22 protein-coding genes are annotated in these 24,587 nt (G+C 68.6%); 20 read left to right on the top strand and 2 right to left on the bottom strand.

Features of this window, described 5'->3' with window-relative positions; genetic code table 11:
- Positions 1 to 42: 42 nt before the first annotated feature.
- Together rho and trxA are read right to left on the bottom strand one after the other, a co-directional pair.
- Positions 43 to 1,302 carry a transcription termination factor Rho gene (rho, locus tag NGJ44_RS15650; RefSeq protein WP_251864499.1) on the bottom strand — a complete coding sequence of 420 codons (1,260 nt, stop codon included), beginning with the start codon at positions 1,300 to 1,302 and terminating at the stop codon, positions 43 to 45.
- Between the two features lie 114 nt (positions 1,303 to 1,416).
- A complete protein-coding gene (gene trxA / locus NGJ44_RS15645) occupies positions 1,417 to 1,743 on the bottom strand; it encodes a thioredoxin TrxA (RefSeq protein WP_053244560.1) in 327 nt (108 codons plus the stop codon).
- A 309-nt stretch (positions 1,744 to 2,052) separates the two neighbouring features.
- Here trxA and NGJ44_RS15640 point away from each other — a divergent pair, with 309 nt between their 5' ends.
- From NGJ44_RS15640 to NGJ44_RS15545, 20 genes are all read left to right on the top strand, one after another.
- Entirely contained in the window at positions 2,053 to 4,014 is a 1,962-nt protein-coding gene (locus tag NGJ44_RS15640; protein ID WP_251864498.1) for a DNA topoisomerase IV subunit B, read from the top strand.
- Positions 4,014 to 4,607 (top strand): YcxB family protein, encoded by a 594-nt coding sequence (locus NGJ44_RS15635; protein WP_251864497.1) that lies wholly within the window; start codon positions 4,014 to 4,016, stop codon positions 4,605 to 4,607. The genes NGJ44_RS15640 and NGJ44_RS15635 overlap by 1 nt, the downstream gene beginning before the upstream one ends.
- Positions 4,608 to 4,644: 37 nt before the next feature.
- The gene (gene parC / locus NGJ44_RS15630) at positions 4,645 to 6,975 is read left to right on the top strand and encodes a DNA topoisomerase IV subunit A (protein ID WP_053244563.1); all 2,331 of its coding nucleotides are present in this window, start codon (positions 4,645 to 4,647) and stop codon (positions 6,973 to 6,975) included.
- A gap of 237 nt (positions 6,976 to 7,212) precedes the next feature.
- Positions 7,213 to 7,761, top strand: a complete 549-nt coding sequence (locus tag NGJ44_RS15625; RefSeq protein WP_053244574.1) for a MarR family winged helix-turn-helix transcriptional regulator — start codon at positions 7,213 to 7,215, stop codon at positions 7,759 to 7,761.
- Positions 7,758 to 8,318 carry a diaminobutyrate acetyltransferase gene (ectA, locus tag NGJ44_RS15620; protein ID WP_251864496.1) on the top strand — a complete coding sequence of 187 codons (561 nt, stop codon included), beginning with the start codon at positions 7,758 to 7,760 and terminating at the stop codon, positions 8,316 to 8,318. Before NGJ44_RS15625 ends, ectA begins: the two co-directional genes overlap by 4 nt.
- A gap of 124 nt (positions 8,319 to 8,442) precedes the next feature.
- A complete protein-coding gene (gene ectB, locus NGJ44_RS15615; protein ID WP_053244565.1) occupies positions 8,443 to 9,750 on the top strand; it encodes a diaminobutyrate--2-oxoglutarate transaminase in 1,308 nt (435 codons plus the stop codon).
- Entirely contained in the window at positions 9,747 to 10,148 is a 402-nt protein-coding gene (locus NGJ44_RS15610; RefSeq protein WP_053244566.1) for an ectoine synthase, read from the top strand. The genes ectB and NGJ44_RS15610 overlap by 4 nt, the downstream gene beginning before the upstream one ends.
- A 17-nt stretch (positions 10,149 to 10,165) precedes the next feature.
- A complete protein-coding gene (gene thpD / locus NGJ44_RS15605; protein WP_053244567.1) occupies positions 10,166 to 11,092 on the top strand; it encodes an ectoine hydroxylase in 927 nt (308 codons plus the stop codon).
- 222 nt (positions 11,093 to 11,314) lie between these two features.
- Positions 11,315 to 12,187, top strand: a complete 873-nt coding sequence (locus NGJ44_RS15600; RefSeq protein ID WP_251864495.1) for an MOSC domain-containing protein — start codon at positions 11,315 to 11,317, stop codon at positions 12,185 to 12,187.
- Between the two features lie 215 nt (positions 12,188 to 12,402).
- Entirely contained in the window at positions 12,403 to 12,771 is a 369-nt protein-coding gene (gene panD / locus NGJ44_RS15595; RefSeq protein WP_053244569.1) for an aspartate 1-decarboxylase, read from the top strand.
- Positions 12,772 to 12,839: 68 nt separating this feature from the next.
- Positions 12,840 to 13,886, top strand: a complete 1,047-nt coding sequence (locus tag NGJ44_RS15590; RefSeq protein ID WP_053244570.1) for a CDP-6-deoxy-delta-3,4-glucoseen reductase — start codon at positions 12,840 to 12,842, stop codon at positions 13,884 to 13,886.
- 197 nt (positions 13,887 to 14,083) lie between these two features.
- Positions 14,084 to 15,340, top strand: a complete 1,257-nt coding sequence (locus NGJ44_RS15585; protein WP_053244571.1) for a D-amino acid dehydrogenase — start codon at positions 14,084 to 14,086, stop codon at positions 15,338 to 15,340.
- A 4-nt stretch (positions 15,341 to 15,344) separates the two neighbouring features.
- Entirely contained in the window at positions 15,345 to 16,697 is a 1,353-nt protein-coding gene (locus NGJ44_RS15580; protein ID WP_053244572.1) for an extracellular solute-binding protein, read from the top strand.
- Between the two features lie 243 nt (positions 16,698 to 16,940).
- Complete coding sequence (locus NGJ44_RS15575; RefSeq protein ID WP_251864494.1) at positions 16,941 to 17,708, top strand: TrbG/VirB9 family P-type conjugative transfer protein; 768 nt, start codon at positions 16,941 to 16,943, stop codon at positions 17,706 to 17,708.
- Positions 17,705 to 19,288: a hypothetical protein gene (locus NGJ44_RS15570; protein ID WP_251864493.1), complete on the top strand. Its 1,584-nt coding sequence runs from the start codon at positions 17,705 to 17,707 to the stop codon at positions 19,286 to 19,288. The genes NGJ44_RS15575 and NGJ44_RS15570 overlap by 4 nt, the downstream gene beginning before the upstream one ends.
- A gap of 8 nt (positions 19,289 to 19,296) precedes the next feature.
- Positions 19,297 to 20,589 (top strand): type IV pilus inner membrane component PilO, encoded by a 1,293-nt coding sequence (locus tag NGJ44_RS15565; protein WP_251864492.1) that lies wholly within the window; start codon positions 19,297 to 19,299, stop codon positions 20,587 to 20,589.
- Positions 20,576 to 21,055 (top strand): hypothetical protein, encoded by a 480-nt coding sequence (locus tag NGJ44_RS15560; protein WP_251864491.1) that lies wholly within the window; start codon positions 20,576 to 20,578, stop codon positions 21,053 to 21,055. The genes NGJ44_RS15565 and NGJ44_RS15560 overlap by 14 nt, the downstream gene beginning before the upstream one ends.
- The gene (locus NGJ44_RS15555; RefSeq protein ID WP_502802137.1) at positions 21,052 to 22,770 is read left to right on the top strand and encodes an ATPase, T2SS/T4P/T4SS family; all 1,719 of its coding nucleotides are present in this window, start codon (positions 21,052 to 21,054) and stop codon (positions 22,768 to 22,770) included. Before NGJ44_RS15560 ends, NGJ44_RS15555 begins: the two co-directional genes overlap by 4 nt.
- A complete protein-coding gene (locus NGJ44_RS15550; protein WP_251864490.1) occupies positions 22,763 to 23,896 on the top strand; it encodes a type II secretion system F family protein in 1,134 nt (377 codons plus the stop codon). The genes NGJ44_RS15555 and NGJ44_RS15550 overlap by 8 nt, the downstream gene beginning before the upstream one ends.
- Before the next feature lie 56 nt (positions 23,897 to 23,952).
- Positions 23,953 to 24,570 (top strand): type 4 pilus major pilin, encoded by a 618-nt coding sequence (locus NGJ44_RS15545; protein ID WP_251864489.1) that lies wholly within the window; start codon positions 23,953 to 23,955, stop codon positions 24,568 to 24,570.
- Positions 24,571 to 24,587 lie beyond the last annotated feature (17 nt).

Here is a 24,587-nt window from a genome sequence, read left to right as displayed (position 1 = left end):
CGCCACGCGAGGTGGCGGTTCGGTCCGAGGCGCGGAGCCGGTTTACTTCTTCTTCATCATGTCGAAGAATTCGGCGTTGGTCTTGGTGGCGCGCATCTTGTCGAGAATGAACTCCATGGACTGGACCTCGTCCATGTCGTGGATGAACTTGCGCAGCACCCACACCTTCTGCAGCAGGTCGGGCGCGATCAGCAGCTCTTCGCGGCGCGTGCCCGACTTGTTCAGGTTGATGGCGGGGTAGACGCGCTTTTCGGCCAGGCGGCGTTCGAGGTGGACTTCGGAGTTGCCGGTGCCCTTGAACTCTTCGTAGATGACTTCATCCATGCGGCTGCCGGTCTCGATGAGCGCCGTGCCCAGGATGGTGAGCGAGCCGCCTTCCTCGAGGTTGCGCGCGGCGCCGAAGAAGCGCTTGGGGCGCTGCAGGGCATTGGCGTCCACGCCGCCGGTCAGCACCTTGCCCGAGGCGGGCACCACCGTGTTGTAGGCGCGGGCCAGGCGGGTGATGGAATCCAGCAGGATCACCACGTCCTTTTTCATTTCGACCAGGCGCTTGGCCTTCTCGATGACCATTTCGGCGACCTGCACGTGACGGGTGGCGGGTTCGTCGAAGGTGGAGGCCACCACTTCGCCGCGCACCGTACGCTGCATTTCGGTCACTTCCTCGGGGCGCTCGTCGACCAGCAGCACGATCATGACGGCGTCGGGGTAGTTCGTGGTGATGGCGTGGGCGATGTGCTGCATCATCACCGTCTTGCCGGACTTCGGGCTGGCGACGATGAGGCCGCGCTGGCCCTTGCCGATGGGCGCGAAGATGTCCAGGATGCGGCCGGTGAGGTTTTCCTCGCTCTTGATGTCGCGTTCCAGGCGCAGCGGCTGGTTCGGGTGCAGCGGCGTCAGGTTCTCGAACATGATGCGATGCTTGATCGCTTCGGGCGGCGCGCCGTTGACCTTGTCCACCTTCACCAGGGCGAAGTAGCGCTCGCCGTCCTTGGGCGTGCGGACCTCGCCTTCGATGGAGTCGCCGGTGTGCAGGTTGAAGCGGCGGATCTGCGACGGCGAGATGTAGATGTCGTCCGTGCTGGCCAGGTACGAGGTTTCAGGCGAGCGCAGGAAACCGAACCCGTCGGGCAGGACTTCCAGCACGCCGTCGCCGAAGATCTGCTCGCCCTGCTTGGCGCGCCGTTTCATGATGGCGAACATGAGCTCCTGCTTGCGCAGGCGGTTGGCGTTCTCGATTTCCAGGCCAGCGGCCATTTCCAGCAACTGCGAGACGTGCAGCGCCTTCAGTTCGTTGAGGTGCATCGCGGTGAATTTGGGGGGAAGTAAGGAGATTTCTGGCGGCGCGCCACGGACGGGCCCGCGCGGTTCTGAACGGGCGCCGCCGCAAGGGCGGCGCCTGCGTTCCGGGCGGGGGCTTTAGAGCGCGCCGTCCAGGAACGCGGTGAGTTGCGATTTGGACAAGGCGCCCACCTTGGTGGCGGCGGCCTGGCCGTCCTTGAAGAGCATGAGGGTGGGAATGCCGCGGATACCGTACTTGGCCGCGGTGCCCTGGTTTTCGTCCACGTTCAGCTTGGCGACCGTGAGGCGGCCGGCGTACTCGGTGGCCACTTCCTCGAGGATCGGAGCAATCATCTTGCAGGGGCCACACCAGGCAGCCCAGTAGTCCACCAGCACCGGCTGGCCGGATTTCAGCACATCGGCCTCGAAGCTCGCATCGCTGACGTTCTTGATTTGGTCGCTCATGGGGGGTTCTCTATTCGGCTGCACGAGGCGCGAAAGACGAAGAAAAAAAGGGACGCGCCCGTTGTTCTAGTTTGTGGGATGGATTAAAGCATACCACTGTCCATAACAACAGGCTTTGCGGCTTTTGTGTAGCATGTTGCGGCGCAAATGCCGCAGCGCGGTCCGCGGACCGGGCGCGCAGCGCGGAAAGCAAGATGTCATCGTACCGAATTCACGGCTGCTCAGGTCGTGCGCAACCCAGCGGGAGCCGCGCAGAACCTGGGCTTGTCCGTAAAATGTCGGTTTTTTTCCACAGATGTTGGGGATAACTTGGCCACACCACGTTACACCGAGGCGTCCATACGCGTTCTGAAGGGGCTGGAGCCCGTGCGCCAGCGCCCGGGCATGTACACCCGCACCGAAAACCCCCTGCACGTCGTGCAGGAGGTCATCGACAACGCCGCAGACGAGGCCCTGGCCGGCTACGGCAAGCAGATCCAGGTCACGCTGCACGCCGACGGCAGCGTCTCCGTCGAGGATGACGGCCGCGGCATTCCCGTGGGCCTGCATCCCGAAGAGAACGCGCCGGTCGTGGAGCTGGTGTTCACCCGCCTGCACGCCGGCGGCAAATTCGACAAGCAGGGCGGCGGCGCCTACGCGTTCTCCGGCGGCCTGCACGGCGTGGGCGTTTCCGTCACCAATGCGCTGGCGACCCGCCTCGAAGTGGTCGTGTGGCGCGACGGGGCGGTAAACCGTCTGATCTTCAAGGACGGCGAGGTGGCCGAGCCGCTCGCGCCGTATCCCGAGGCGGGGCGCAAGAAATCCGGCACCCGCGTCCGTGTCTGGCCCGATGCCCGCTATTTCGACAGCCCGAACATCCCGCTGGGCGAGCTCACGCATCTGTTGCGCAGCAAGGCCGTGCTCCTGCCGGGCGTGAAAGTGCTGCTGGTCAACGAGAAAACCGGGGACACCAGGACATGGCAGTACCAGGACGGCCTGCGCGGCTACCTGTCGGAGGCCCTGGCCGGCGCCGAGCTCATGGTGCCCTTCTTCGAGGGCGAGCAGTACGCCGGCCCCGACCACGAAAGCTTTGCCGAAGGCGAGGGCGCCCAATGGGTCGTGGCCTGGACCGAAGACGGCAACGTGGTGCGGGAGTCCTATGTCAACCTGATTCCCACGCCGGCCGGCGGCACGCACGAGTCCGGCCTGCGCGAGGGGCTGTTCGGCGCGGTCAAGGGCTTTGCCGAGCTGCACAGCCTGCTGCCCAAGGGCGTGAAGCTGCTGCCCGAAGACGTGTTCGCCCGCGCCAGCTTCGTGTTGTCGGCCAAGGTGCTCGACCCGCAGTTCCAGGGCCAGATCAAGGAGCGCCTGAACAGCCGCGACGCGGTACGCCTGGTGGGCGGTTTCTCCAAGAGCGCGCTGGACCTCTGGCTGCACAGCAACGTGGAGTACGGCAAGAAGCTCGCCGAGCTGGCCATCCGCCAGGCGCAGGCGCGCCAGCGTTCGGCCCAGAAGGTCGAAAAGCGCAAGAGTTCGGGCGTGGCGGTGCTGCCCGGCAAGCTGACCGACTGCGAAGCCAGCGACCCCACCCGCACCGAAGTGTTCCTGGTGGAGGGCGACTCGGCCGGCGGCTCGGCCAAGATGGGGCGCGACAAGGAGTTCCAGGCCATTCTGCCGCTGCGCGGCAAGGTTCTGAATTCCTGGGAAGTCGACCGCGACCGCCTGTTCGCCAACAACGAGATCCACGACATCGCCGTGGCCATCGGGGTGGATCCCCACGGCCCGGGCGACAATCCGGACCTGTCCGGGCTGCGCTACGGCCGCATCTGCATTCTTTCCGACGCGGACGTGGACGGCTCGCACATCCAGGTGCTGCTGCTGACGCTGTTCTACCGCCACTTCCCCCGGCTGGTCGAGGCGGGCCACGTGTATGTGGCCAAGCCGCCGCTCTTCCGCCTGGACGTGCCGGCCGCGGGCAAGCGCCCGGCGCGCAAGATCTACTGCCTGGACGAGGGCGAGCTCGAAGCCGCCCAGGACAAGCTGCGCAAGGAAGGCGTGCGCGAGGGCGCCTGGGCGGTGAGCCGCTTCAAGGGCCTGGGCGAAATGAATCCCGAGCAGCTCTGGGAAACCACCATGAATCCCGACACGCGGCGCCTGCTGCCGGTGGGCTATGGCGACCTGAGCCCCGAAGAAACCACGCGCATGTTCGACATGCTCATGGGCAAGGGAGAGTCGTCGCAGCGTCGCGCCTGGATCGAAGAGAAGGGCAACCTCGCGGAGCTCGACATCTGATGGCCCATCCCGCACCCGCGCGCATGGTCGTCGATCTCACCGCCGACGACTACGCCGAATTCGCCGTCTACGTGTACAAGCGCCCGGACCTGCGCAACCGCCGGTTCCGCTCGCACCTGCGTTTCGCCATCGTGATGATCGTGGTGCTGTTCGCGTACCTGGCATGGCAGACCTGGGGCCCGGGCGGCCCCGACTGGGGCCGCATGCTGCCCACCTACGCCGAGGGGCTGGCGGTGGGCCTGGGCATCCTGGCCCTGCTGGCCGCGGCCTACGAGTTCCTGCTGCCGCCGCTGGTGCGCATGAATACGCGGCGCATGGTTTCCCGCCAGTCCGACGGCATGTTCCTGGGGCGCCACCAGCTCGATTTCGGGCCCGAGGGCATCGACGACGCTACCGGCTCGGCCTCCGGCCGCATGGAGTGGGACGCCATCAAGCGCGTGGAGGAGACGCCGGAACATCTCTACGTGCTGCTCGGCACGCAGCAGGGCGTCATCATCCCCAAGCGCGGGCAGAACGAGGCCACGCTGCGGGCGGTGCGCGAGCAGATGCGCGCGCACGTTGCCGACACGCGCCTGGCGGGGGCCGGGGCCTGACGGCCTTTCCGAACGATATCGTCTATCTGAATCCATCATGACCGACAGCAATCAACCCGGTTTGTTCGACGCTTCCGCCGGCGACGGCGGCGATGCCGCCATCACGCTGGCGCGCTACGCCGAGCAGGCCTATCTCGACTACGCGGTGTCCGTGGTGCGCGGGCGCGCGCTGCCCGACGTGGGCGACGGCCAGAAACCCGTGCAGCGCCGCATCCTGTACGCCATGCAGGCCATGGGCCTGCACTCGGGCGCCAAGCCGGTCAAGTCCGCGCGCGTCGTCGGCGACGTGCTCGGCAAGTACCACCCCCACGGCGACCAGGCCGCCTACGATGCCATGGTGCGCATGGCGCAGGACTTCACCCTGCGCTATCCGCTGATCGACGGGCAGGGCAACTTCGGCTCGCGCGACGGCGACAACGCCGCCGCCATGCGCTACACCGAGGCCCGCCTCACGCCCATCGCCCGGCTGCTGCTGGACGAGCTCGACGAAGGCACGGTGGACTTCGTGCCCAATTACGACGGCAGCCAGCAAGAGCCGCAGATGCTGCCGGCGCGCCTGCCCGTGATGCTGCTCAACGGCGCCTCGGGCATCGCGGTGGGCATGGCGACCGAAATCCCGCCGCACAATCTGCGCGAAGTGGCCCAGGCATGCGTGGCGCTCATCAAGCGGCCTGACCTGCCGGACGCCGAGCTCAACGGCCTCATTCCCGGCCCGGATTTCGCCGGCGGCGGCCAGATCATCACCCCCGCCGAGGACATTGCGCAGATCTACGCCGCCGGGCGCGGCTCGCTCAAGGTGCGCGCGCGCTGGCAGTTCGAGGAACTGGCGCGCGGCCAGTGGCAGCTCGTGGTCAACGAACTGCCGCCCGGCACCTCCTGCCAGAAGGTGCTCGAGGAAATCGAGGAAATCACCAACCCCAAGGTCAAGAGCGGCAAGAAGAGCCTCACGCCCGAGCAGACGCAGGCCAAGGCCGTCATGCTCAACCTGCTGGACGCCGTGCGCGACGAGTCCGGCAAGGATGCGGCGGTGCGGCTGGTGTTCGAGCCCAAGACCTCGCGGGTGGACCGCGACGAGTTCGTCAACACGCTGCTCGCCCAGACCAGCATGGAAAGCAGCGCCACGGTCAACCTGGTGTGCATCGGCACCGACGGCCGGCCGCGCCAGAAGAGCCTGCGCGACATCCTCGCCGAGTGGCTGGCGTTCCGCACCGCCACCGTGCTGCGCCGCACCCGCTTCCGCCTCGACAAGGTGGTGGACCGCATCCACGTGCTGGAAGGCCGCATGGTGGTCTACCTGAACGTGGATGAGGTCATCCAGACCATCCGCGAGTCCGACGAGCCGCGCGCGGCGCTCATGGAGCGCTTCAAGCTCACCGAGCGGCAGGCCGAAGACATTCTCGAAATGCGGCTGCGCCAGCTCGCGCGCCTGGAAGGCTTCAAGATCGAGCAGGAACTGGCCGACAAGCGCGAAGAGCAGGTGCGCCTGCAGGAACTGCTGGACAGCCCGGCCGCGCTCAAGCGCCTGCTGGTCAGGGAAATCGAGGCCGACGCCAAGCAGTACGGCGACGATCGCCGCACCCTGATCGAAACCGCCGAGCGCGCGGTGCTCGAAACCAAGGTGCTGGACGAGCCGGTGACGGTCATCGTGTCGCAGAAGGGCTGGCTGCGCGCGCGCCAGGGCCATGGGCACGATGCCTCGCAGTTCGGCTTCAAGCAGGGCGACGATCTCTACGGCGCCTTCGAATGCCGCACCACCGACACGCTGATCGCGCTGGGCGACAACGGCCGGGTCTATTCCGTGCCCGTGGCCGGCCTGCCTTCGGCGCGCGGCGACGGCCAGCCCGTCACCACCATGATCGACCTGGAAAGCGGCACGCGCATCGTCCACACCATCGCCGCCTCGCCCGACACCCGCTGGCTGCTCGCCACGCGCAAGGGGTATGGCTTCGCCGCCCGGCTGGGCGACATGGCCAGCCGCCAGCGCGCGGGCAAGCAGTTCGTGACGTTGGAAGCGGGCGACGAGCTGCTGCGCCCGGTGCCGCTGTTCGCGGGAGCGACGCAGCTCGCGCTGCTGTCGCACAAGGGCAAGTTCCTGGTGTTCGGGCTGGACGAGGTCAAGTCGCTCTCGGGCGGCGGCCGAGGCACCATCCTCATGGGCCTGGACGCCAACGACAGGCTCGACCAGACCGTGCCCATCGGTCCGGCCGGCCTGCGCGCCGCCGGCATCTACCGCAACAAGCCCACGGAAGACATCCTGGCCGGCCAGGCGCTGGCTCCCTACGTGGGCAAGCGCGCGCGCAAGGGGCGCCAGCTCGACGTGAGGCCCAGGCAGCCGGTGCTGTCGCCCGTACTGGGCCCCGCCGGATAAGAATAGCGCCCAGCGGCGCGGGCCCCTATGGCCAGGGCCTCGCGACCCGAGCCCGCCCTGTGCCGGGGGCGGGCTTTTTATTTGTCTGGCCAAAATGTAAAAAACTGCATGCTGGCGCGATCTTTCGTTAACTTGCGTGCATTTTCACGCATTGTTCCGGCAATTTTGTTTGACTCAAATCTATATGGCGCATATGATTTGAGTTGAAATCATTTGATCCTGATGCTTTTATTCACCATGACTGACGTAGCGAATCCGGACCCGGCTTCACAGCAGTACGACCTGCGCATATTGCGCGCGCTGCGCCGCATCACGCGCTCGATTGCGCTGCATTCGCGGCAGTTGTCCGCCGTGAGCCACATCACCGCGCCGCAGCTCATGTGCCTGCGCACGGTGATCGCCAACGGACCGCTCACCGCCACGGCCATCAGCCGCGAGATCCACGTCAGTCCGAGCACCGTGGTGGGCATCCTGGACCGGCTCGAAGACAAGGGGCTGATCCGGCGCGAGCGCGGCCGGGAAGACCGCCGCATCGTATTCGTGACCGCCACCGACGCGGGCCGCGAGCTGGCCCGGGGTGCGCCGTCGCCGCTGCAGAAGCACCTGGCCGACGCCCTGAACGCCCTGCCCGAACTGGAGCAGGCCACGATTACCTTGTCCCTGGAACGCATCGTCGCCCTCATGGAGCAGGAAGGCCAGGCGGCCGATGCGCACGGCGACCCCGCGTCGCCCATACTCGAGGTGCCCACTGGCGGCGCGCCTCCCGAATCTGGATTGGTCGTATGAGAACACACGAACTGAACGCGCACACGATCTCAAGTGCCGTGGCGCCGGCGGCGGGCAGCAAGACGCACACCATGCGTCCTCCCGGCCGCAAAGACGGCGCCGCGATCCACCAGCTCATTTCCGAGTGCCCGCCACTCGACCTCAATTCCCTCTACGCGTATCTGCTCCTGGCCGAGCATTTCCGCGACACCTGCGTCGTCGCCGAAAGCATGGGCGGACGCATCGACGGTTTTATCTCCGCTTATGTGCCTCCCGGCCGGTCCGACGTGCTTTTCGTCTGGCAGGTCGCGGTGCACGCCCGCGCACGGGGCCAGCGATTGGCCCGCGCCATGCTGCGAGCGCTCTTGCAACGCGAATCGCTGCGGCATGTCCGCCATCTTGAAACCACGGTGGGGCCCGACAACATGGCCTCGCGCCGCAGTTTTACCGGCCTGGCCGCCGAACTGGGCGCCCACGTTTCCGAGCAGCCGTTCTTCGACCGGCAGATGTTCGGGGGCGCGGACCATGACGACGAGATGTTGCTGAAGATCGGCCCCTTTGCCTTGCCCGCTTCCTGAAGCGGGCCGGGCCCTGCGGCCGGGTAAATAACCGCGACGGTTCCACAGCCTGTCTGGCGGCGCATGCCCGCGGCCGGAGGCGGCTGGCCGTCCGTCAACTCATGAGATGAAGGGAGGACTATTCATGGATCTGAAAATTTTTGACAGGATGGAGTCGGAGGTGCGGGGGTATATCCGGTCCTTCCCCGTGATTTTCAACCAGGCCCGCGGTTCCACGCTCATCGACGAAGACGGCGCCGAATACATCGACTTCTTCAGCGGGGCCGGCACGCTGAACTACGGCCACAACAACCCGGTTTTCAAGGAAAAGCTGCTGGAGTACATGCAGGCCGACGGCGTCGTGCACGGGCTGGACATGGCCACCAGCGCGAAGAAGCGCTTCCTCGAAACCGTGGACCGCGTGCTGCTCAAGCCGCGCAACTGGAAGTACACGCTGCAGTTCACCGGCCCCACCGGCACCAATGCCGTGGAAGCCGCGCTGAAGATCGCGCGCCAGGTCAAGGGGCGCCCCAACATCGTATCGTTCACCCACGGCTTTCACGGCGTGAGCGGCGGCTCCCTGGCCGCCACCGCCAACATGAAGTTCCGCGACGCCTCGGGCTACCCGCTGGCCAACACCACCTTCATGCCCTATGACGGCTATTTCGGCCCCGACGTGGACACCATGTCCTATTTCGAGCGCATGCTGGACGATCCCAGCAGCGGCCTGGACAAGCCGGCGGCGGTCATCGTGGAGACGGTGCAGGGCGAGGGCGGAGTGAACGTGGCGACGCTGCGCTGGCTCAAGGAGCTGGAAAAGCTGTGCCAGCGCCACGACATGCTGCTCATCGTGGACGACATCCAGGTCGGTTGCGGCCGCACCGGCACGTTCTTCAGCTTCGAGGCCGCCGGCATCCGGCCGGACATCATCACGCTGTCCAAGTCGCTGTCGGGCTTCGGCCTGCCCATGTCCCTGGTGCTGATGAAGCCCGAGCTGGACGTCTGGAAGCCCGGCGCGCACAGCGGCACCTTCCGCGGCAACAACCTGGCCTTCGTGACCGCGACCCAGGCGCTGGAAACCTACTGGACCAACACCGCGTTCACCGCGGAAATCCAGCGCAAGGAGCGCATGGTGCGCGACTGGCTGGAAAACCTGGCCCACAGCTACCCCAACGCCGGTCTGTCGGTGCGCGGCCGCGGCCTGATCCAGGGCCTGGTCTGCAACGGCGACCACGCGCTCGCCAACCGCATCGCCGCCTGCGCCTTCAAGAAAGGCGTGGTGATCGAGACCTCGGGCGCGCACGACGAGGTGCTGAAGCTGCTGCCCGCGCTCACCATCGAGGAAGCGCTGCTGGGCAAGGGCCTGGACGTGATCGAGGCCAGCGTGGCCGAAGCGCTGGCCGAAGATGGGCAATCCGCCCGCATTCTCAAATTTGGAGGAAACCGCCGATGATCGTACGCAACGTCAAGGACGTGATTGGAACGCCGGACGAAGTCCGCACCGACACCTGGGTCAGCCGCCGCGTGCTGCTGAAGAAGGACGGCATGGGCTTTTCGTTCCACGAAACCACGATCTTTCCCGGTGGGCGTACCCACATCCACTACAAGAACCATCTCGAGGCGGTGTGGTGCATCGAAGGCGACGGCTCCATCGAAACCGTGGCCGACGGCAAGAAGTACGAACTGGGCCCGGGCGTGGTGTATGCCCTGAACGAACACGACGAGCACTGGCTATGCGGCGGCAAGGAGCCGCTGCGCGTCATCTGCGTATTCAACCCGCCGCTTACCGGACAGGAAGTGCACGACGAGCACGGCGTCTACGCGCTGCCCGAAGAAGCCGCCGCGGCCTGAACATCAAGGAGGTACTCATGATCTCAACGGCACAGGATCCGTACGCGTCCCGTACGGATCGAAGCTCCGCCATCATCTCCCGCCAGGATCCCGTGGTCTACGGCGAAGGCAAGTACGCCGACGCCCTGACCGCCGGGCAGGTGCAGGCCTACGAGCGCGACGGCTTCCTGCTGATCGAGAACCTGTTCTCCGAGGAAGAAGTGCGCGCGCTCTCGTCCGAAGTCGAGCGCATGACGCGCGACCCGTCCATCGTGCGCCGCGAGGAAGCCATCACCGAGCCCGGCAGCAACGCCGTGCGGTCCATTTTCATGGTGCACGTGCTCAACCCGGTGCTCGCGCGGCTGACGCGCGACCCGCGCCTGGCGAACGCGGCGCGCCAGATTCTCGGTTCCGAGGTCTACATCCACCAGTCGCGCGCCAACATGAAGCCCGGCTTCAAGGGCAAGGAGTTCTACTGGCACTCGGATTTCGAGACCTGGCACGTGGAAGACGGCATGCCGTCCATGCGCGCGTTGAGCTGCTCGGTGCTGCTCACCGACAACAACGAGTGCAACGGCCCGCTGATGCTGGTGCCGGGATCGCACCGCCAGTTCATTTCCTGCGTGGGCGAAACGCCCAATGAGCATTACAAGCAGTCGCTCAAGAAGCAGGAATACGGCGTGCCCGATCCCGTGAGCCTGCAACTGCTGGTCGAGCAGGGCGGCATCCGTTCCATGACGGCCAAGGCCGGGTCCGTGGTGTTTTTCGACTGCAACACCATGCACGGCTCCAACAGCAACATCTCGCCATGGCCGCGCGCCAACGTCTTCATGGTCTACAACAGCGTGGAAAACAGGCTGGACGATCCGAAGTACGGCCTGTCGCCGCGTCCCGAGTACATCGCGACGCGCAAGACCTTCAAGCCGGTCATGCCGCTGGACAAGCTGAAGCTGGTGGGCGGCTGAAGCCATTGCCCGCGGCCCGCGCCGACGGCCCCTGGGCCGGCGCGGGCTTTTTTTGCCGCCGGACAGTCCCCAGGCAACAAGGCCGGCAGCAAGCCCGCGGCAGCGTGGGCGGCGCGTGGCGCGCTTCCGATCGCGGGGCGGCTCCGGTCGCGGGTTCTCGCCCGCCGGGGCGGCGCTCTGCTATGCTCTGCGCGACATTCTCCTTCCTGCCGCCGCGCCGCCATGTCCGCACGCATCCTCAGCCTGCACATCTATCCCATCAAATCCTGCGCCGGCATCGGGCTGGCGGAGTCCGCCATCGACCGCGCCGGGCTGGCCGGCGACCGCCGCTGGATGCTGGTTTCCGGGGAGGGGCGCTTCATGACGCAGCGGCAATGGCCGCGCATGGCGCTCATCCGCCCGGCCCTGGCCGACGGCGTGCTGCGCGTGTCCGCGCCCGGCATGCCGGACCTGGAAGTGTCGCTGGACGGCTCGGGCCTGCGGTCCGGCGCCGAGACCGTGGGCGTCTGGAACGACACCCTCCAGGCGCGCCGCGAAAGCGGGGAGGCGGCGGCGTGGTTCTCGCGCTTTCTCGAAGCGCCGTGCGCGCTCTACAAGGTGGACGAGGCGGCCCGCCGTCCCGCCAAGCCGGACTGGGTGGCGCGTTGGATCGATGCGCACCCGGAGCTGGCGGCCGCTTTCGACGGCGATCACTTCTTCGGCTTCGCCGACGGCTTCCCGCTGCTGATCGCCAACCAGGCCTCGCTGGACGATCTCAACGCGCGCCTGGAGAAGAAAGGGGTTGCGCCCGTGCCCATGAACCGCTTCCGCCCCAATATCGTCATCGAGGGCGGCTGGGAAGCCTACGAGGAAGACCACACGGCCATGATCGAAGCGCAGGGGGTGCGCATGGCGTTGGTCAAGCCCTGCACGCGCTGTCCCATGCCCGACATCGACCAGGACACGGGCATCCGCCACGTCGAGCCGGGGCAGACCCTGGCGGCATACCGCAGCCTGGATATCGGCGTGGTGTTCGGTCAGAACGCGATCGTGGACGCGCCGGCGGGCGCGCGCCTGAAGGTGGGCGCGCCGGTCGAAATAGAGCTCGACTTCTGAAGGGAGCCGGGAGGCGCCTGCCAGGACGTTTGCAGGGGCGGGCGCCATCCGTTTCCGGCCGGCCGCGCGTCCTCGGCACAGCGGCAAAAATTATAGAATACGAGGTTCCGGCGGCAGGTCCGGCTGCCGCCGCGCGCGCCGCGCCATGCGCGGGCGTTTTGCAATCCCTCTTGCACACGTCGCGTTCCGGAGCGCGAACCAGGATTTTTTTCACCATGCAACGCATCATGCTGCGGGCAAAGCTGCACCGCGTCACGGTCACCGAAGCCGACCTTCACTACGAGGGCTCGTGCGGCATCGACGAAGACCTGCTGGACGCTGCCGGCATGCGCGAGTTCGAACGCATCGAACTCTACAACGTCACCAACGGCGAACGCTTCGACACCTACATCATCAAGGCGGCTCGCGGCAGCGGCGCCATTTCGCTCAACGGCGCGGCGGCGCGCCGCGCGCAGGTGGGCGATCACATGATCATCTGCACCTACGGGCCGATGTCGGAAGAAGAATCGGCCACGCACAAGCCCCGCGTGGTGCTGGTCGATGCGGCCAACCGCGTGAAGGAAATCCGCAAATTCCCGGCGTAGCGCCGGGCCGGGCGGCGCGCGGGCGGACACGTTCCGGCGGCGCGCCGTCGCACTCGAACCGTTTCATCATGAGCTTTCAGGTCATCATCCAACCCAGCAAGCACCAGTTCCAGGTCGAACCCGGCCAGACCGTGCTGGACGCCGCCCTGGCGGCCGGCATCGTGCTGCCCTATAGCTGTCGCAACGGCGCCTGCTCTTCCTGCAAGGGCAAGGTGGTGTCCGGGGAGTTCGACGCAGGCCCGTATCCCGCGCAGGCGCTGTCGCCCGAAGAGCTGGCCGCCGGCTACACGCTGTTCTGTCAGGTCCGGCCCTCGTCCGACATGGTGCTGGAATCCACCGAAGTGCGCCTGGCTTCCGACATCCAGATCCGCAAGCTGCCCTCGCGCGTGCAGGCCATGGAGCGCGTGGCGCCCGACGTCACGGTGCTCAAGCTGCAATTGCCGGCCTCCGAGCAGTTCCGCTACTACGCCGGGCAGTACATCGAGATCATCCTGAAAGACGGCCGCCGCCGCAGCTATTCCATGGCGGGCGCGCCGCATACCGGCAGCCCGCTCGAACTGCACATCCGCCACATGCCGGGCGGTGTCTTCACCGACCACGTCTTCGGCGCGGGCGAGACACAGATGAAAGAACGCGAGATCCTCCGGCTCGAAGGGCCGTTCGGCTCGTTCTTCCTGCGCGAAGACAGCGACAAGCCGGTGGTGCTGCTGGCCAGCGGCACGGGTTTCGCGCCTGTCAAGGCCATCGTGGAGCACATGATCCACGCCGGCATCCGCCGCCCCGTTGCGCTGTACTGGGGAGGCCGCCGTCCGCGCGATCTCTACATGCACGCGCTGGCCCGGTCCTGGGCCGACACGCTGCCCGATTTCAAGTACGTGCCTGTAGTGTCCGACGCCCTGCAGGAAGACGGCTGGAGCGGCCGCACGGGCTTCGTGCACGAAGCGGTCATGCACGATATTCCCGACCTGTCGGGCTACCAGGTGTACGCCTGCGGCACGCCGCTCATGGTGGAGGCGGCGCGGCGCGAGTTCAGCACGGACTGCGGCCTGCCGGCCGAAGAGTTCTACGCCGATGCCTTCACCTCGGAAGCCGACCTGGCGCGGGCCGGGGCGTAGGCCGCCCGGGCGCGAGCCGGCGTCGGGCGCAGGCTCTGCCCCTCTTTTTCCCGAACGCGCCTCGCCTTGGCGGCGCAGCGTTTTTTTACGATGCGCGCCCGGCGGCAAGGTAAACTCTGGAGTCATCTGAGCGGCGGCTTGCCGGCAGGCGACGACATCGGGTCGGACGCGGGCGGCGCGCAGGGAGCAATGCGGGCATGAAAGTAGCGGTATTGGGCAGCGGCATCATCGGAGTTTCCAGCGCCTGGTGGCTGAGCCAGGCGGGCCATGATGTCGTCGTGGTCGATCGCTGCACCGGTCCCGCCCAGGAAACCAGCCTGGCCAACGGCGCGCAGATCTCGGTGTCCTATGCCGAGCCCTGGGCCAATCCGCAGGCGCCTCTCAAGCTGCTGAAATGGATGTTCCAGGACGACGCGCCGCTGCTCTTCCGTCCGCAGCTCGACTGGCGGCAATGGCAATGGGGGCTGGCCTTCCTGCGCGAATGCCTGCCCGGGCGCCTGGCGCCCAACATCCGCGCCATGGTGCGCATGGCCGAGTACAGCCGCGCCACGCTGCGCGGCATGCGCGCCGAGCTGGGCATCCAGTACGACCACCTCGAGCGCGGCATCCTCAATTTCTACCGCGATTCCCGCGAATTCGAGAATTCCCAGCGCGCGGCCGGCCTGATGCGCGACTTCGGCGTCGAGCGGCGCGTGGTGTCCGCCGACGAAGTCATCGCCATCGAGCCCGCGCTGGCGCCGCATCGCCAGACCATCGTGGGCGGCGACTACACGCCCGAAGACGAAAGCGGCGATGTCCATCTCTTCACGGTGGCGCTGGCGGGCCATTGCGAACGCGCGGGAGTCGAATTCCGCTACAACACCCGCGTCACCCGGCTCGTCACGGCGGGCGGCAGCGTCCAGGGCGCGGAAATCATCGGGCCCGACGGACGCTACGGACAGATCCAGGCCGATGCCTACGTGGTCGCGATGGGCAGCTTCAGCCCGTATCTGCTGCGCCCGCTGGGCGTCGCCTGCAACGTGTACCCGGCCAAGGGCTATTCGGCCACCTTCCCGGTGCTGCGGCCGCAGGCCGCGCCCACGGTCAGCCTTACCGACAGCAGCCACAAGGTGGTGTTCTCGCGGCTGGGCGACCGCCTGCGCATGGCGGGCACGGCCGAACTGTCGGGCTATTCCCGCAGCCTCAACACAGGGCGCTGCGAGGCGCTCACGCGCCTGGCGCGCGAACTCTTTCCCGACGCGCTCGATTTCGAGCGCGTCAGCTACTGGTCGGGCCTGCGTCCGTCCACACCTTCTAACGTGCCCATCATCGGGCGCAGCCGGATTCCGAATCTCTATATCAACACGGGACACGGCACGCTGGGCTGGACGATGGGCGTTGGCTCGGGCCGGGCATTGGCCGATCTGCTGAGCGGACGGACGCCCGAACCGGAATTTCCTTTTCTTGGTCTGTGAACCTATGAAGAAATTGCAATTGGCGGGCTTGGCCCGCGCAATGTTCGCCACCCGGCGGGCATGGGTTTTTGGGGCCGCCATGGCAATGGCGGGAGCGGCGCACGCGGCGCCGGTCGAGATCCAGGTCTGGTACACGCTGCCGGACGCCAACAAGGCCGAGTTCGAGAAGCTGGCCAAGCAGTACAACAAGGAGCAGGACCAGGTGCGCGTCAATCTGCGCGCCTTCTCCTCTCCCAAGGATCTCGAAGACGCGACGGTGGCCGCCGTCAAGTCCAAGAAGGCTCCCAACCTGGTGCAGCTTTCCGACAACCATTCGCCGGAAGTGGTGGCGCAGCACAAAGCCATCCTGCCGCTCTACTCGCTGCTCGCCAAGTACCCCATCAAGGACCTGAACTGGTTCGTGCCGGAAACCAGCAGCTTCACCCGCGACAGCAAGGGCCGCATCCTGGCCTTCCCCTGGATGGCCGAAGTGCCGGTGATGTTCTACAACACCGCCGCCTACAAGAAGGCCGGCCTGGATCCCAAGAAGCCGGCGCGCACCTGGACCGAGCTGCAGGGCGAGCTGCTCAAGCTGCGCGACGTGGCCGACATGGACTGCCCCTACGCGTCCAGCGACCAGGTCAGCGTGCACCTGGAGAACCTGGCGCCAGTGAACAACCAGCTCTTCATGACCAACAACAACGGCCTGGCCGCGCCGGCCGGCAAGAAGGCCGCGGCGGCGGGGGCCGCTTCGCTGCAGTTCGACACGCTTTATATGCGCCATGTCTCGCTGATGGCGAGCTGGAAGCGGTCGCTGTTGTTCATGGCGCATTCCGGCGACAACGCCAGCGACAAGCTCTTCGCCAAGGGCGAATGCGCCGTGCTCACCAGCTCGTCCGGCGCCTTCGGCCAGTTCCTGAACACCAAGTCGCTGCAGTTCGGCGTGGCGCCGCTGCCGTACTACGACCAGGTCACCAAGACGCCGGGCCGGCCCTTCGTGAGCGGGGCGGCGCTGTGGGCGCTCGAAGGCCATCCCCAGGCCGAGGAAAAGGCCACCGCGCAATTCCTGGCCTGGCTGTCCAAGCCCGTCATCGCGGCCGAATGGCACCAGCGCACCGGCTACCTGCCGCTGACCGAGGCGGCCTTCCGCGCGTCGGACGTGTCCTTCTATGACCGCGTGCCCGGCGCGCAGTCCGTCGTGGCCTCCATGCGCAGCAATCCCGCGCCCAGCGGCCGCGGCTTCCGCCTGGCCAACTACGACCGCATCGAGCCGGTGCTGAACCGCGAGCTCAACGATGCCTTCGAGGGCAAGACGCCCCCGATGGCCGCGCTGAACAACGCCGCCGCCCAGGCGCGCAGCATCGCCGCCCAGCGTTGATCCGCCGTCCATGCCTGCTTTCCCGACCCGGCTTCTTGCCGGGTTTTTTCTTCCGGGGCCGTCCCAGGCAAAACCCGGCAGGGCGGCAAGCCCCGCAGCTTGGGGCATTCTCATCGGCCCCGGCTGTTCCGTGCGGGATGAATTCGTCCGTTCGTACATGTTCGTCTGGCTAGGGCTCCGCGCCTCGGCCACCATGCCGTCCATGCGCTCCGCTCCTGGCGCGCTCCTGTTTGGCGACGAGGCATGGTCCGACTTGTATTCTTCCTGGCCGGCGCGGGAGGGCTGGTTTCCTGCGCGCTGCCCCCTGCGGGGCCGGCGGCGTCCTGGCGCGCCAGTTCCGCGTCGGCGGTCTTTCATTTCGACTGGCGCCTGTCGGGCGACCCGGCCGTTGCGCCCCTGCAGGTTTTCGACGACGGCAGACAGGCATGGCTGCAGTTCGCGCCGGGCCAGCCGCTGCCCGCCATCTTTGGCGCCGACGAGTCGGGCGAGCGCGCGCTGCCGTATGTGGTGCGCACGCCCTATGTGGTTGTCGACGGGCCGTGGCGCCGCCTGAGGTTCCGCGGCGGCCGCCTGGCGGCCGAGGCGCGCCGCGCCGGCGCGGCCCCGGCTTCCCTCCCCGAGATATCCGGGATTCCTGAGTCCGCCGGGCCTCCCGAGGCCGTGGCAGCCGAAGCGGCCGTGCCCACGCCCGCGGCCGCCATTCCGCCCGCCGCGCCCGTCTTCCGGGTCGAGGCCGCCGACGGCACCCTGCGCCAAGCCCTGGGGCGCTGGGCGCTGATCGCGGGCTGGCATTTCCAGCCCCAGCATTGGGCCGTGGATGCCGACATCCCTCTGGCCGGCGAAGCGGAGTTCGGCGGCGATTTCAAATCCGCGGTGCGCGAGCTGCTCGACGCCACGCTCAATGCCGACACGCCCGTGCAGCCCTGCTTCTATTCCAACCGCGTGCTGCGCGTCGTGCCGCTGGCGCAGCCCTGCAGCCGGCATCCGCATGCCGCCGGAGGCCGGGCATGAGACGTGCGGCCATGCTCATGCTGTGCGGCTTGCTGGGCGGCTGCGCCGTTTCGCAACAGGCCGGGCGCATGCGCGACGCGGCGCATCGCAGCGCCGGCGATCTGCTGCAGCGCCAGCGGATTTTCGACGCATCCCTGGCCGACCGCGACGCGCGCCGCGCCGCGCAAGACGTGCCCTTGCCCTGGGTGGCGGGCAAGCCCCGGCCCCTGCCGCGTGCGGTCAGCCTGCCCGCGGCGCTGCGCGAGAACGTGCCCACCACGCTCATGCTTGCCGACGCCGCCGATCTGCCGGTCATCGCGCAGCGCCTGGGCGCGGCGACCGGCATGCCGGTGCGGGTCAGCCCCGAGGCGCTGCTTCCGCTCGAGCTCTTCCTTCCCAGGCTGGCCGAGAACGCCGGGCTCGCCGTGCCGGCTTCGGTGCGCATGGCGCTGCGGGCAGGCTCGTTGCCGCTGGCCGACCTGCTGGACGCCGTGGCGGCGCATTTCGGCGTGCACTGGCGCTATGAGCGCAATGCGCTGGAATTCTTCCGCACCGAAACGCGGGTGTTCGACCTGCGCGCCTTGTCCCTCTCCAGCAAGCTGGACGCGCGCCTCGGGCGCTCGGGCAGCGTCGAAGGCGAGGGCTTCGATCATGCATCCAGTACAACGCTCGCAGGCGGGGAGCGCGATGCCGTCGCCATCGTGCGGGCGCAGATCCTGCCCTTTCTCACCCGCGCGGGCATCGTGGGCGAACACGTTGAGGGCGCGACTTCGCTCGTCGTCACCGATACGCCGCAGGCGCTCGAACGCATCGCGCATTTCCTCGCGCGCGAGAACAAGGCGCTCACGCGGCGCGTGCGCCTGGTGTTCGAGGAAATCACCGTGCTGACGCGGGATTCGGCGTCGGGCGGCATCGACTGGAGCGCCCTGTACGCGGCCGCCGGCGTGGCCGCGCAGGCGGCCGTGCATGCGCCACCCGCGCAAGGCGCCGCGGCGCTGTCGGGCGCGGCAGCCCGCGGTCCGTTCGCCGATTCGCGAGCCGTGGTGTCCGCGCTCAGCACCATGGGCGCCATCGTCCGCCATCGCAAAGTGCCCATGCTCACCCTTAACCGCAGGCCCGTCACGCATGCCATGCGCAATACGTTTTCGTACATCGACCAGGTCCAGAGCACGGCGGTGGCGGCCAGTGCCGCGGGGGGTGCGCAGGCGGCGCTGCCGGCGGTCTCCATCAGCCAGAAAGAAGAAACCGTGGGCTCTTTCATCACGCTGCTCCCCGACATCCAGGAAGATGGGCAGATCCTGCTGTCCCTGGCCTACGACAACGCCGTTGCCCAGCCGCTCAAGACCATTACCTTCGGCGAGCGCGGCAGCCAGGTGCAGGTGCAGCAGATCGCCATCGACGGCAGCGGCGCGGTCCAGCAGATCGAACTGCGTTCCGGGCAGCCGGTCATCATCTCGGGCTTCGACCAACGCCAGGACGAACACGAAAGGCAGCGGCTCGCACCCGGCCTGCCGCTCGTCGCGGGTGGGCGCGACCGCGTCTCGGCCGACCGGCTCACCACGCTCATCCTCGTCACCGCGCAGGTCGAGGAAGGCTTCTGAGGCCAGCCATGCAGCGATTGCCCGACCTTTCCATACTCGATTGCGCCATCGGCGCCGGCCCCGGCCGTCCGCTGGCCTTCGGCCTGCACTGGATGGCGCTCATCGGCTCCAACGCGCCGGCGCTGGCAAAGGCGCGCGCGCGCCAGCTGCGGGCCACGCATTACGCCCTGGGCGGCGCGCCCGCCGCGGTGGCCGGCTTCGGACGGGCGCGGGCGCGCGCGCGCCAGCGGCAGGCCGCGCAGGCGGCCGCCCTCGTGTTCGCGCAATGCCATCCGCGGGGCGGCCATTGCATCCTGCGCCTGCCCGATGGCCGCTATTGGCTGGCGGCCGCGCGCGACGGCACCGTGCTGTCGGCAGGCGACCGGCTCTATGCGAGCCAGGCGGCGGCCGAATCCGCCCGCGCGCAATTGCTGTCGCAGCGTCCCGATCTCGCCGCCCTCGATCCGGCGGAAGTCTGGACCCGCCTGTGTGCCGGCGGCGACGCGGCCTGCCGCCTCATTCCCGTGCCGTCGCGGTGGAGCGAGCTGCCGTGGACGGTGCGCGTCTTCCTGCTCTGCCTGGCGGCCTCGGCGCTGGGGCCCTGGCTGTGGCATTCATGGAACCGCCCGGCGCCCGAGGATGCCGGCACGCCGGCCGCCGATGCGTCGGCGGGCGATGCGCGCCAGGCCTGGGACGACGCGCTGTCCCAGGCAATGCGGCGGCTTCGTGCGCACGACGGCAGCGAGCCCGGCCGGCTGATCGCCGGGCTGGCGGGCGTTCCGCTGTCGCTCGAAGGCTGGGCGCTGCGGCGCGCGCATTGCGACGCCATGGATGCGCAGTGGCGCTGCTCGGCGTTCTATGCCCGCGCATATCCGTTTGCCACCAACCAGGGGCTGGCCGCCCGCCGGCCTTCCGGCTGGAACCTGTCATTCAACCCGCTCGAAGAAGCCGTTCTCAGTTGGCGCCTGGCGGCGGGGGAACGCCCCTTGTCCGCTATCGCCTTGCCTTCCGGGCATGAGGTCGACATCCGGGTGGCCAGCGTGCTGCAGACGCTGGCGCCCGCGTTTTCGTCCGTGTCCCTGGGGCAGCCCGCCCGCGCGGCGTTCGCGGAAGGCATCGCGCGGCCGGCGGGCGCGCCGGAGCTGCGTGCCCGCACCGTGAGCCTGCACGGGCCGTTGCGCTCGCTCGTGCTCCTGTCGGGCGCATTTTCATCGGCGCGCTGGTCGCGCCTCGTCCTGAATATCCAGCCGCAAGCCCGCGCGGGGCTGGCGAGCAGCATGCTCGCGGCGGAACTCCAGGGAGTCCTTTATGAACACGACTGAATACGCGGGCGGCGCCTGGCCGTCCCTGCGGCAGCGGCCGGCCCGCTATGGGCGGCAGGCCATTCTCGCGGCCGTCCTGGCCGCGCAGGCCGGCGCCGCCAACGGCGAGCCCGCCGCCTGGCCCGAAGCCGAGACGGTCCGCATGCTGCTGCGCGCCGATGCCGCCGCCGCGCTGGCCGGTTGCCAGGCGTCCGGGGCGTGCCCCCGCCAGGGCTTGCCGGAAGCGGCGCCGGCGGCGGCCGAAGACCGGATCCGGCTCGCCGCCATTTACGGCATTGCGCCCCGCCTGCGGGCGGAAGTGCTCATCAACGGAGCCCCGCTGCGCTTCCAGGCCGGCCGCGCGGATCCCGTCGCGGGCGCGGCGGCCGGGTATCGGCTGCTGGGCATGACGGCGGGATGCGTGAGCCTGCTGCACGCAGGGCGATCGCGCCAGGTGTGCCTGGATCTGGCGGAGGGCCGCCCATGACCGTCATCTCTCCCGTCTCCGGCATGGCGCGGGCGGCATCCGTGCCGCGCCTCGAGTCCACCGAAGACATCGCGCGCATGAATCCGCCTTTCCTGCGGGCGCTGGCGCGCGAGTTCGACTTGGCCGCGCTGGCCGGGCGGCTCTGCCCCGTGCTCCTGGAGAGCGGCGAAGTGGCGGTTTTCGCCGTGAGCGAATACGCTGTGGGCGACCAGGCCGACGAAATCGAACGCATGGCGCGCGCCCAGGGATACCGCCTTGCCGATCCTCCCCGGTACATACTGCCCGCCACGCTGCTCCTCATGGTGGCGCGCGGCCAGCTCGGCGCGCCGGGCCTGGGACGGCAGAGCCGGCTGCGCCAGGCCGAGCGGGCTTCCGCCCTGTCGGCGCTGTTTCTCGATATCGTGCGGGCAGGTGTGCAGCAGGGCGCGAGCGACGTGCACATCAACGTCAGCCCGCGCCGCGAACAATGCGAAATCCGTTACACCATCAACGGCGAGTACCTGAAGTCCGACCGCTTCGAAGGGCTGTCGCACGCCACGCTGCTGGAAGTGCTGGCCGTGGCCTGGATGGACGTGCGCGGCGGCAACGGCGCGGTCTTCGACCCGGCGATCGAACAGCAGGGCCGCATCGCGCTCGAGCTCGACGGTGCCCCGCTGGTGCTGAGGTGGGCCTCGCTGGCCACCGATGCCGGCCCCTCGGTGTGCCTGCGCATCCTGCGCCTGGACGCGAACGCGCATCCGGGCCTGGCGGATCTGGGCTATCTGCCGGAACAGGTTGCCGCGCTGTTGCGCGCCCGCGAGCGCGAAAGCGGCGCCATCGTGCTCGCGGGCGTGGTGGGGTCGGGCAAGTCCACCACCATCGCGACGCTGATGCGGGGCATCGCCGCCAGCCGCAAGGTGATCACGCTCGAAGATCCCGTCGAGTACCTCATCGGCAACGCCTTGCAGAACACGGTCTCGGGCGGCCTGGCCGAGCCGGCGTGGCCGGCCTTCGAGGCCAAGCTGAAGACCATCAAGCGGTCGGCCATGAACGATCTGCTGCTGGGCGAAATCCGCGACCGCGAAACCGGCCGCGCCTTTGCCGACCTGGCAGGCTCCGGCGTCGGGCTCTACACCACGACGCACGCCGGCGCGGCTTTCCTGATACCCGAAAGGCTGGCTTCCGACGCCATCGGCGTGCCGCGCGAATTCCTGGCCACGCCCGGCGTGCTCAAGCTGCTGGTCTACCAGACCCTGCTGCCCACGCTGTGCGCCTCCTGCTCCCGGCCCGCCTCCAGTCTGTGGGGCGCTGCGGAGCGGCGTCGCGCGCCCGAGGCGACGCAGGCCTGGCGGCTGTGGCTTGCCCGTGTCGCGGATGCCTGCGGCCAGGACGTGCCGGCATTGCGAATCCGGAATCCGGAAGGCTGCCCCGCGTGCCGGCGCCCGCAGATGCCGGGCGCCAACGGCGTGCGCGGGCGCAGCGTCGCCGCCGAAATGATCGAGCCGGAGCGTCTCGACGGCTTTTTCGAACTGGTGGCGCGGCGCGACAACGCGGCCCTCGCGCGGCTGGTGCGCGAAGCGAAGCAGGACCTCGGCGCGGGCGCCGTCGCCGCGCTGGACTGCGCCTTGCTCAAGGTAGGGGCGGGCCTGGTGGATCCGCGCGCGCTGGCGCGCCGCTTCGATCTGCCCGACCGCTTGCGCGTGCCCGCCGCCGTGCTGGAATCGGACTATGGCTGAGCGGGCGACTTTTCGGGCGGCTTTTGCGACGCCGGCCGCCCGGGCCCGGCTGCGGGCGGACGCCTGGCGCTTTCGCCCGCGGCGGGCCGACTATTACGAATACCTGGCGGACCTGATCGAAGGCACCCAGGGCCGCAAGACCCTGCGCGACATTCTCGACGACGATGCCCGGCGCTACGGACCGGCTACAGTGCGCGGGCGCCTGTCCGGGCACTGGGCGCGGGCATACGTGGAAGAGGGCGGCGATCTGTCCGCCGCCTGGGCCGGCACCTTGCCGCAGAACGAATGCCAGCTCATTGCCTGCGTCCAGGAAGAGGGCGGCGAGCTGCCGCAGGCGCTGCGGGACCTGGCACGCGCCGCGCGGCTGGCGGCAAACGCCCGGGCAGAGCTGGCCGCGTCGGTGGCGGCGGGCGCGGCGGCGGCCGTCGTGGCCGTGTGCCTGCTGTGCGCCGTGCCGTTTTTCACCGTTCCCCGGCTGGAGCAGGTGTTCCGGGCCGTGCCGCCCGGCGAGTACGGCGCGTTGACCCGGGCGCTGTTCGGGCTGGCCGCCTGGCTGCGGCAGTGGCTCGCGCTCTGGCTGGTGTGCCTGGCGGGCAGCGCGGCGCTGGCGCTCTGGTCGCTGCCCCATTTCACGCCCGCCTGGCGGCCGCGGCTGGACGATTGGCTCTGGTGGCGGCTCTATCGCGACTTCCAGGCTATCCGCTTTCTGGCCCTGCTGTCGGTGCTGGTGCGGCGGCATGGCGCGGCGGACACTCGGCTGGGGCGCGCGCTGGCCGCACAGGAGCGAGGCGCCAGCGCGTGGCTGGAAGGGCATCTGCGGGCCATGCGCGCCCGGATCGACGCCGGCGAGCAGGGCGCCGGCATCTTCGACACCGGCCTGCTGGACCGCGAAACCTGGTGGTACATGGCCGACATGATGGACGCGCTGGGCCTGGAGGCCGGGCTCGCGCAGGCCCGCAGGCGCGTCGAGGTATTCGTGCTGGCCCGCGTCGGCCGCCAGGCGCGGGCGCTGCGCTGGGCCCTGCTGCTGGCGGCCCTGGCCGCCGTGCTTGCGCTGGCGTTGTGGCACTACGCCGTCATCGACGAGTTGCGCCGCTCCCTCTCCAACTTCTACGCCAGCCAGTAGCGCCGGCCGCGCGTCCGCCGTTCTTCTTTCCCGCCAACCATTCAAAGGAGTCCACCATGCCTCGTCCAGTATCTCCGCGCGCCGCAATGGCGCGGCAGCGCGGCTTTTCCCTGATGGAAGTCTCGATCGTCACCGCCATCGTGCTTCTCATCGCCATCGTCGGCGTGCCCGCGATCGGCGGCTACGTTATCGAGAACAAGGTGCCCAAGGTGGGCGAGGAGATCCAGCGCTTCATCGCCGCCATGAAGGTCAACGCGCAGGGAGCGGGCGTCACGCCCTACCTGGGGCTGGACAACGGCGCGCTGGCCAACGCCTTGCGCGATTCCAGCGTGCTGTCGGTGCAAGGCAGCGGCCCGGCCGCACGCATCGCGCACGGGCTGGGCGGCAGCGGCACGGGGCGCAGCGGGGTGATCGAAGTCGCCGCGGCCGACCTCGGCGGCGGCGGCCAGGGTTCCGCGTTCACCCTCACGTTCACCAACGTAAGCCATGCGGCCTGCCCGGCGCTGGCCTCGGTGCTGCAGCGCGTGTCCGTCGCCATCGCCGTCGACGGCCGCAACGGCCGGCAGATCGTCAAGGATGCCCAGGCCGCTCCGCCCGTGCCGTACCGCGCCGCCCTGGCCCAGGCGCAGTGCGCCTCGGGCGAAACCAACACGTTCGTGTTCACGGCGCGATGAAGCGGGCGGGCTATCGC

The sequence above is a fragment of the Achromobacter sp. Marseille-Q4962 genome, assembly GCF_943737005.1.
Lineage (GTDB): Bacteria > Pseudomonadota > Gammaproteobacteria > Burkholderiales > Burkholderiaceae_B > Achromobacter.
The sequence above is the reverse complement of the archived record's forward strand: the minus strand, read 5'-3'. Positions and strand labels throughout refer to the sequence as shown.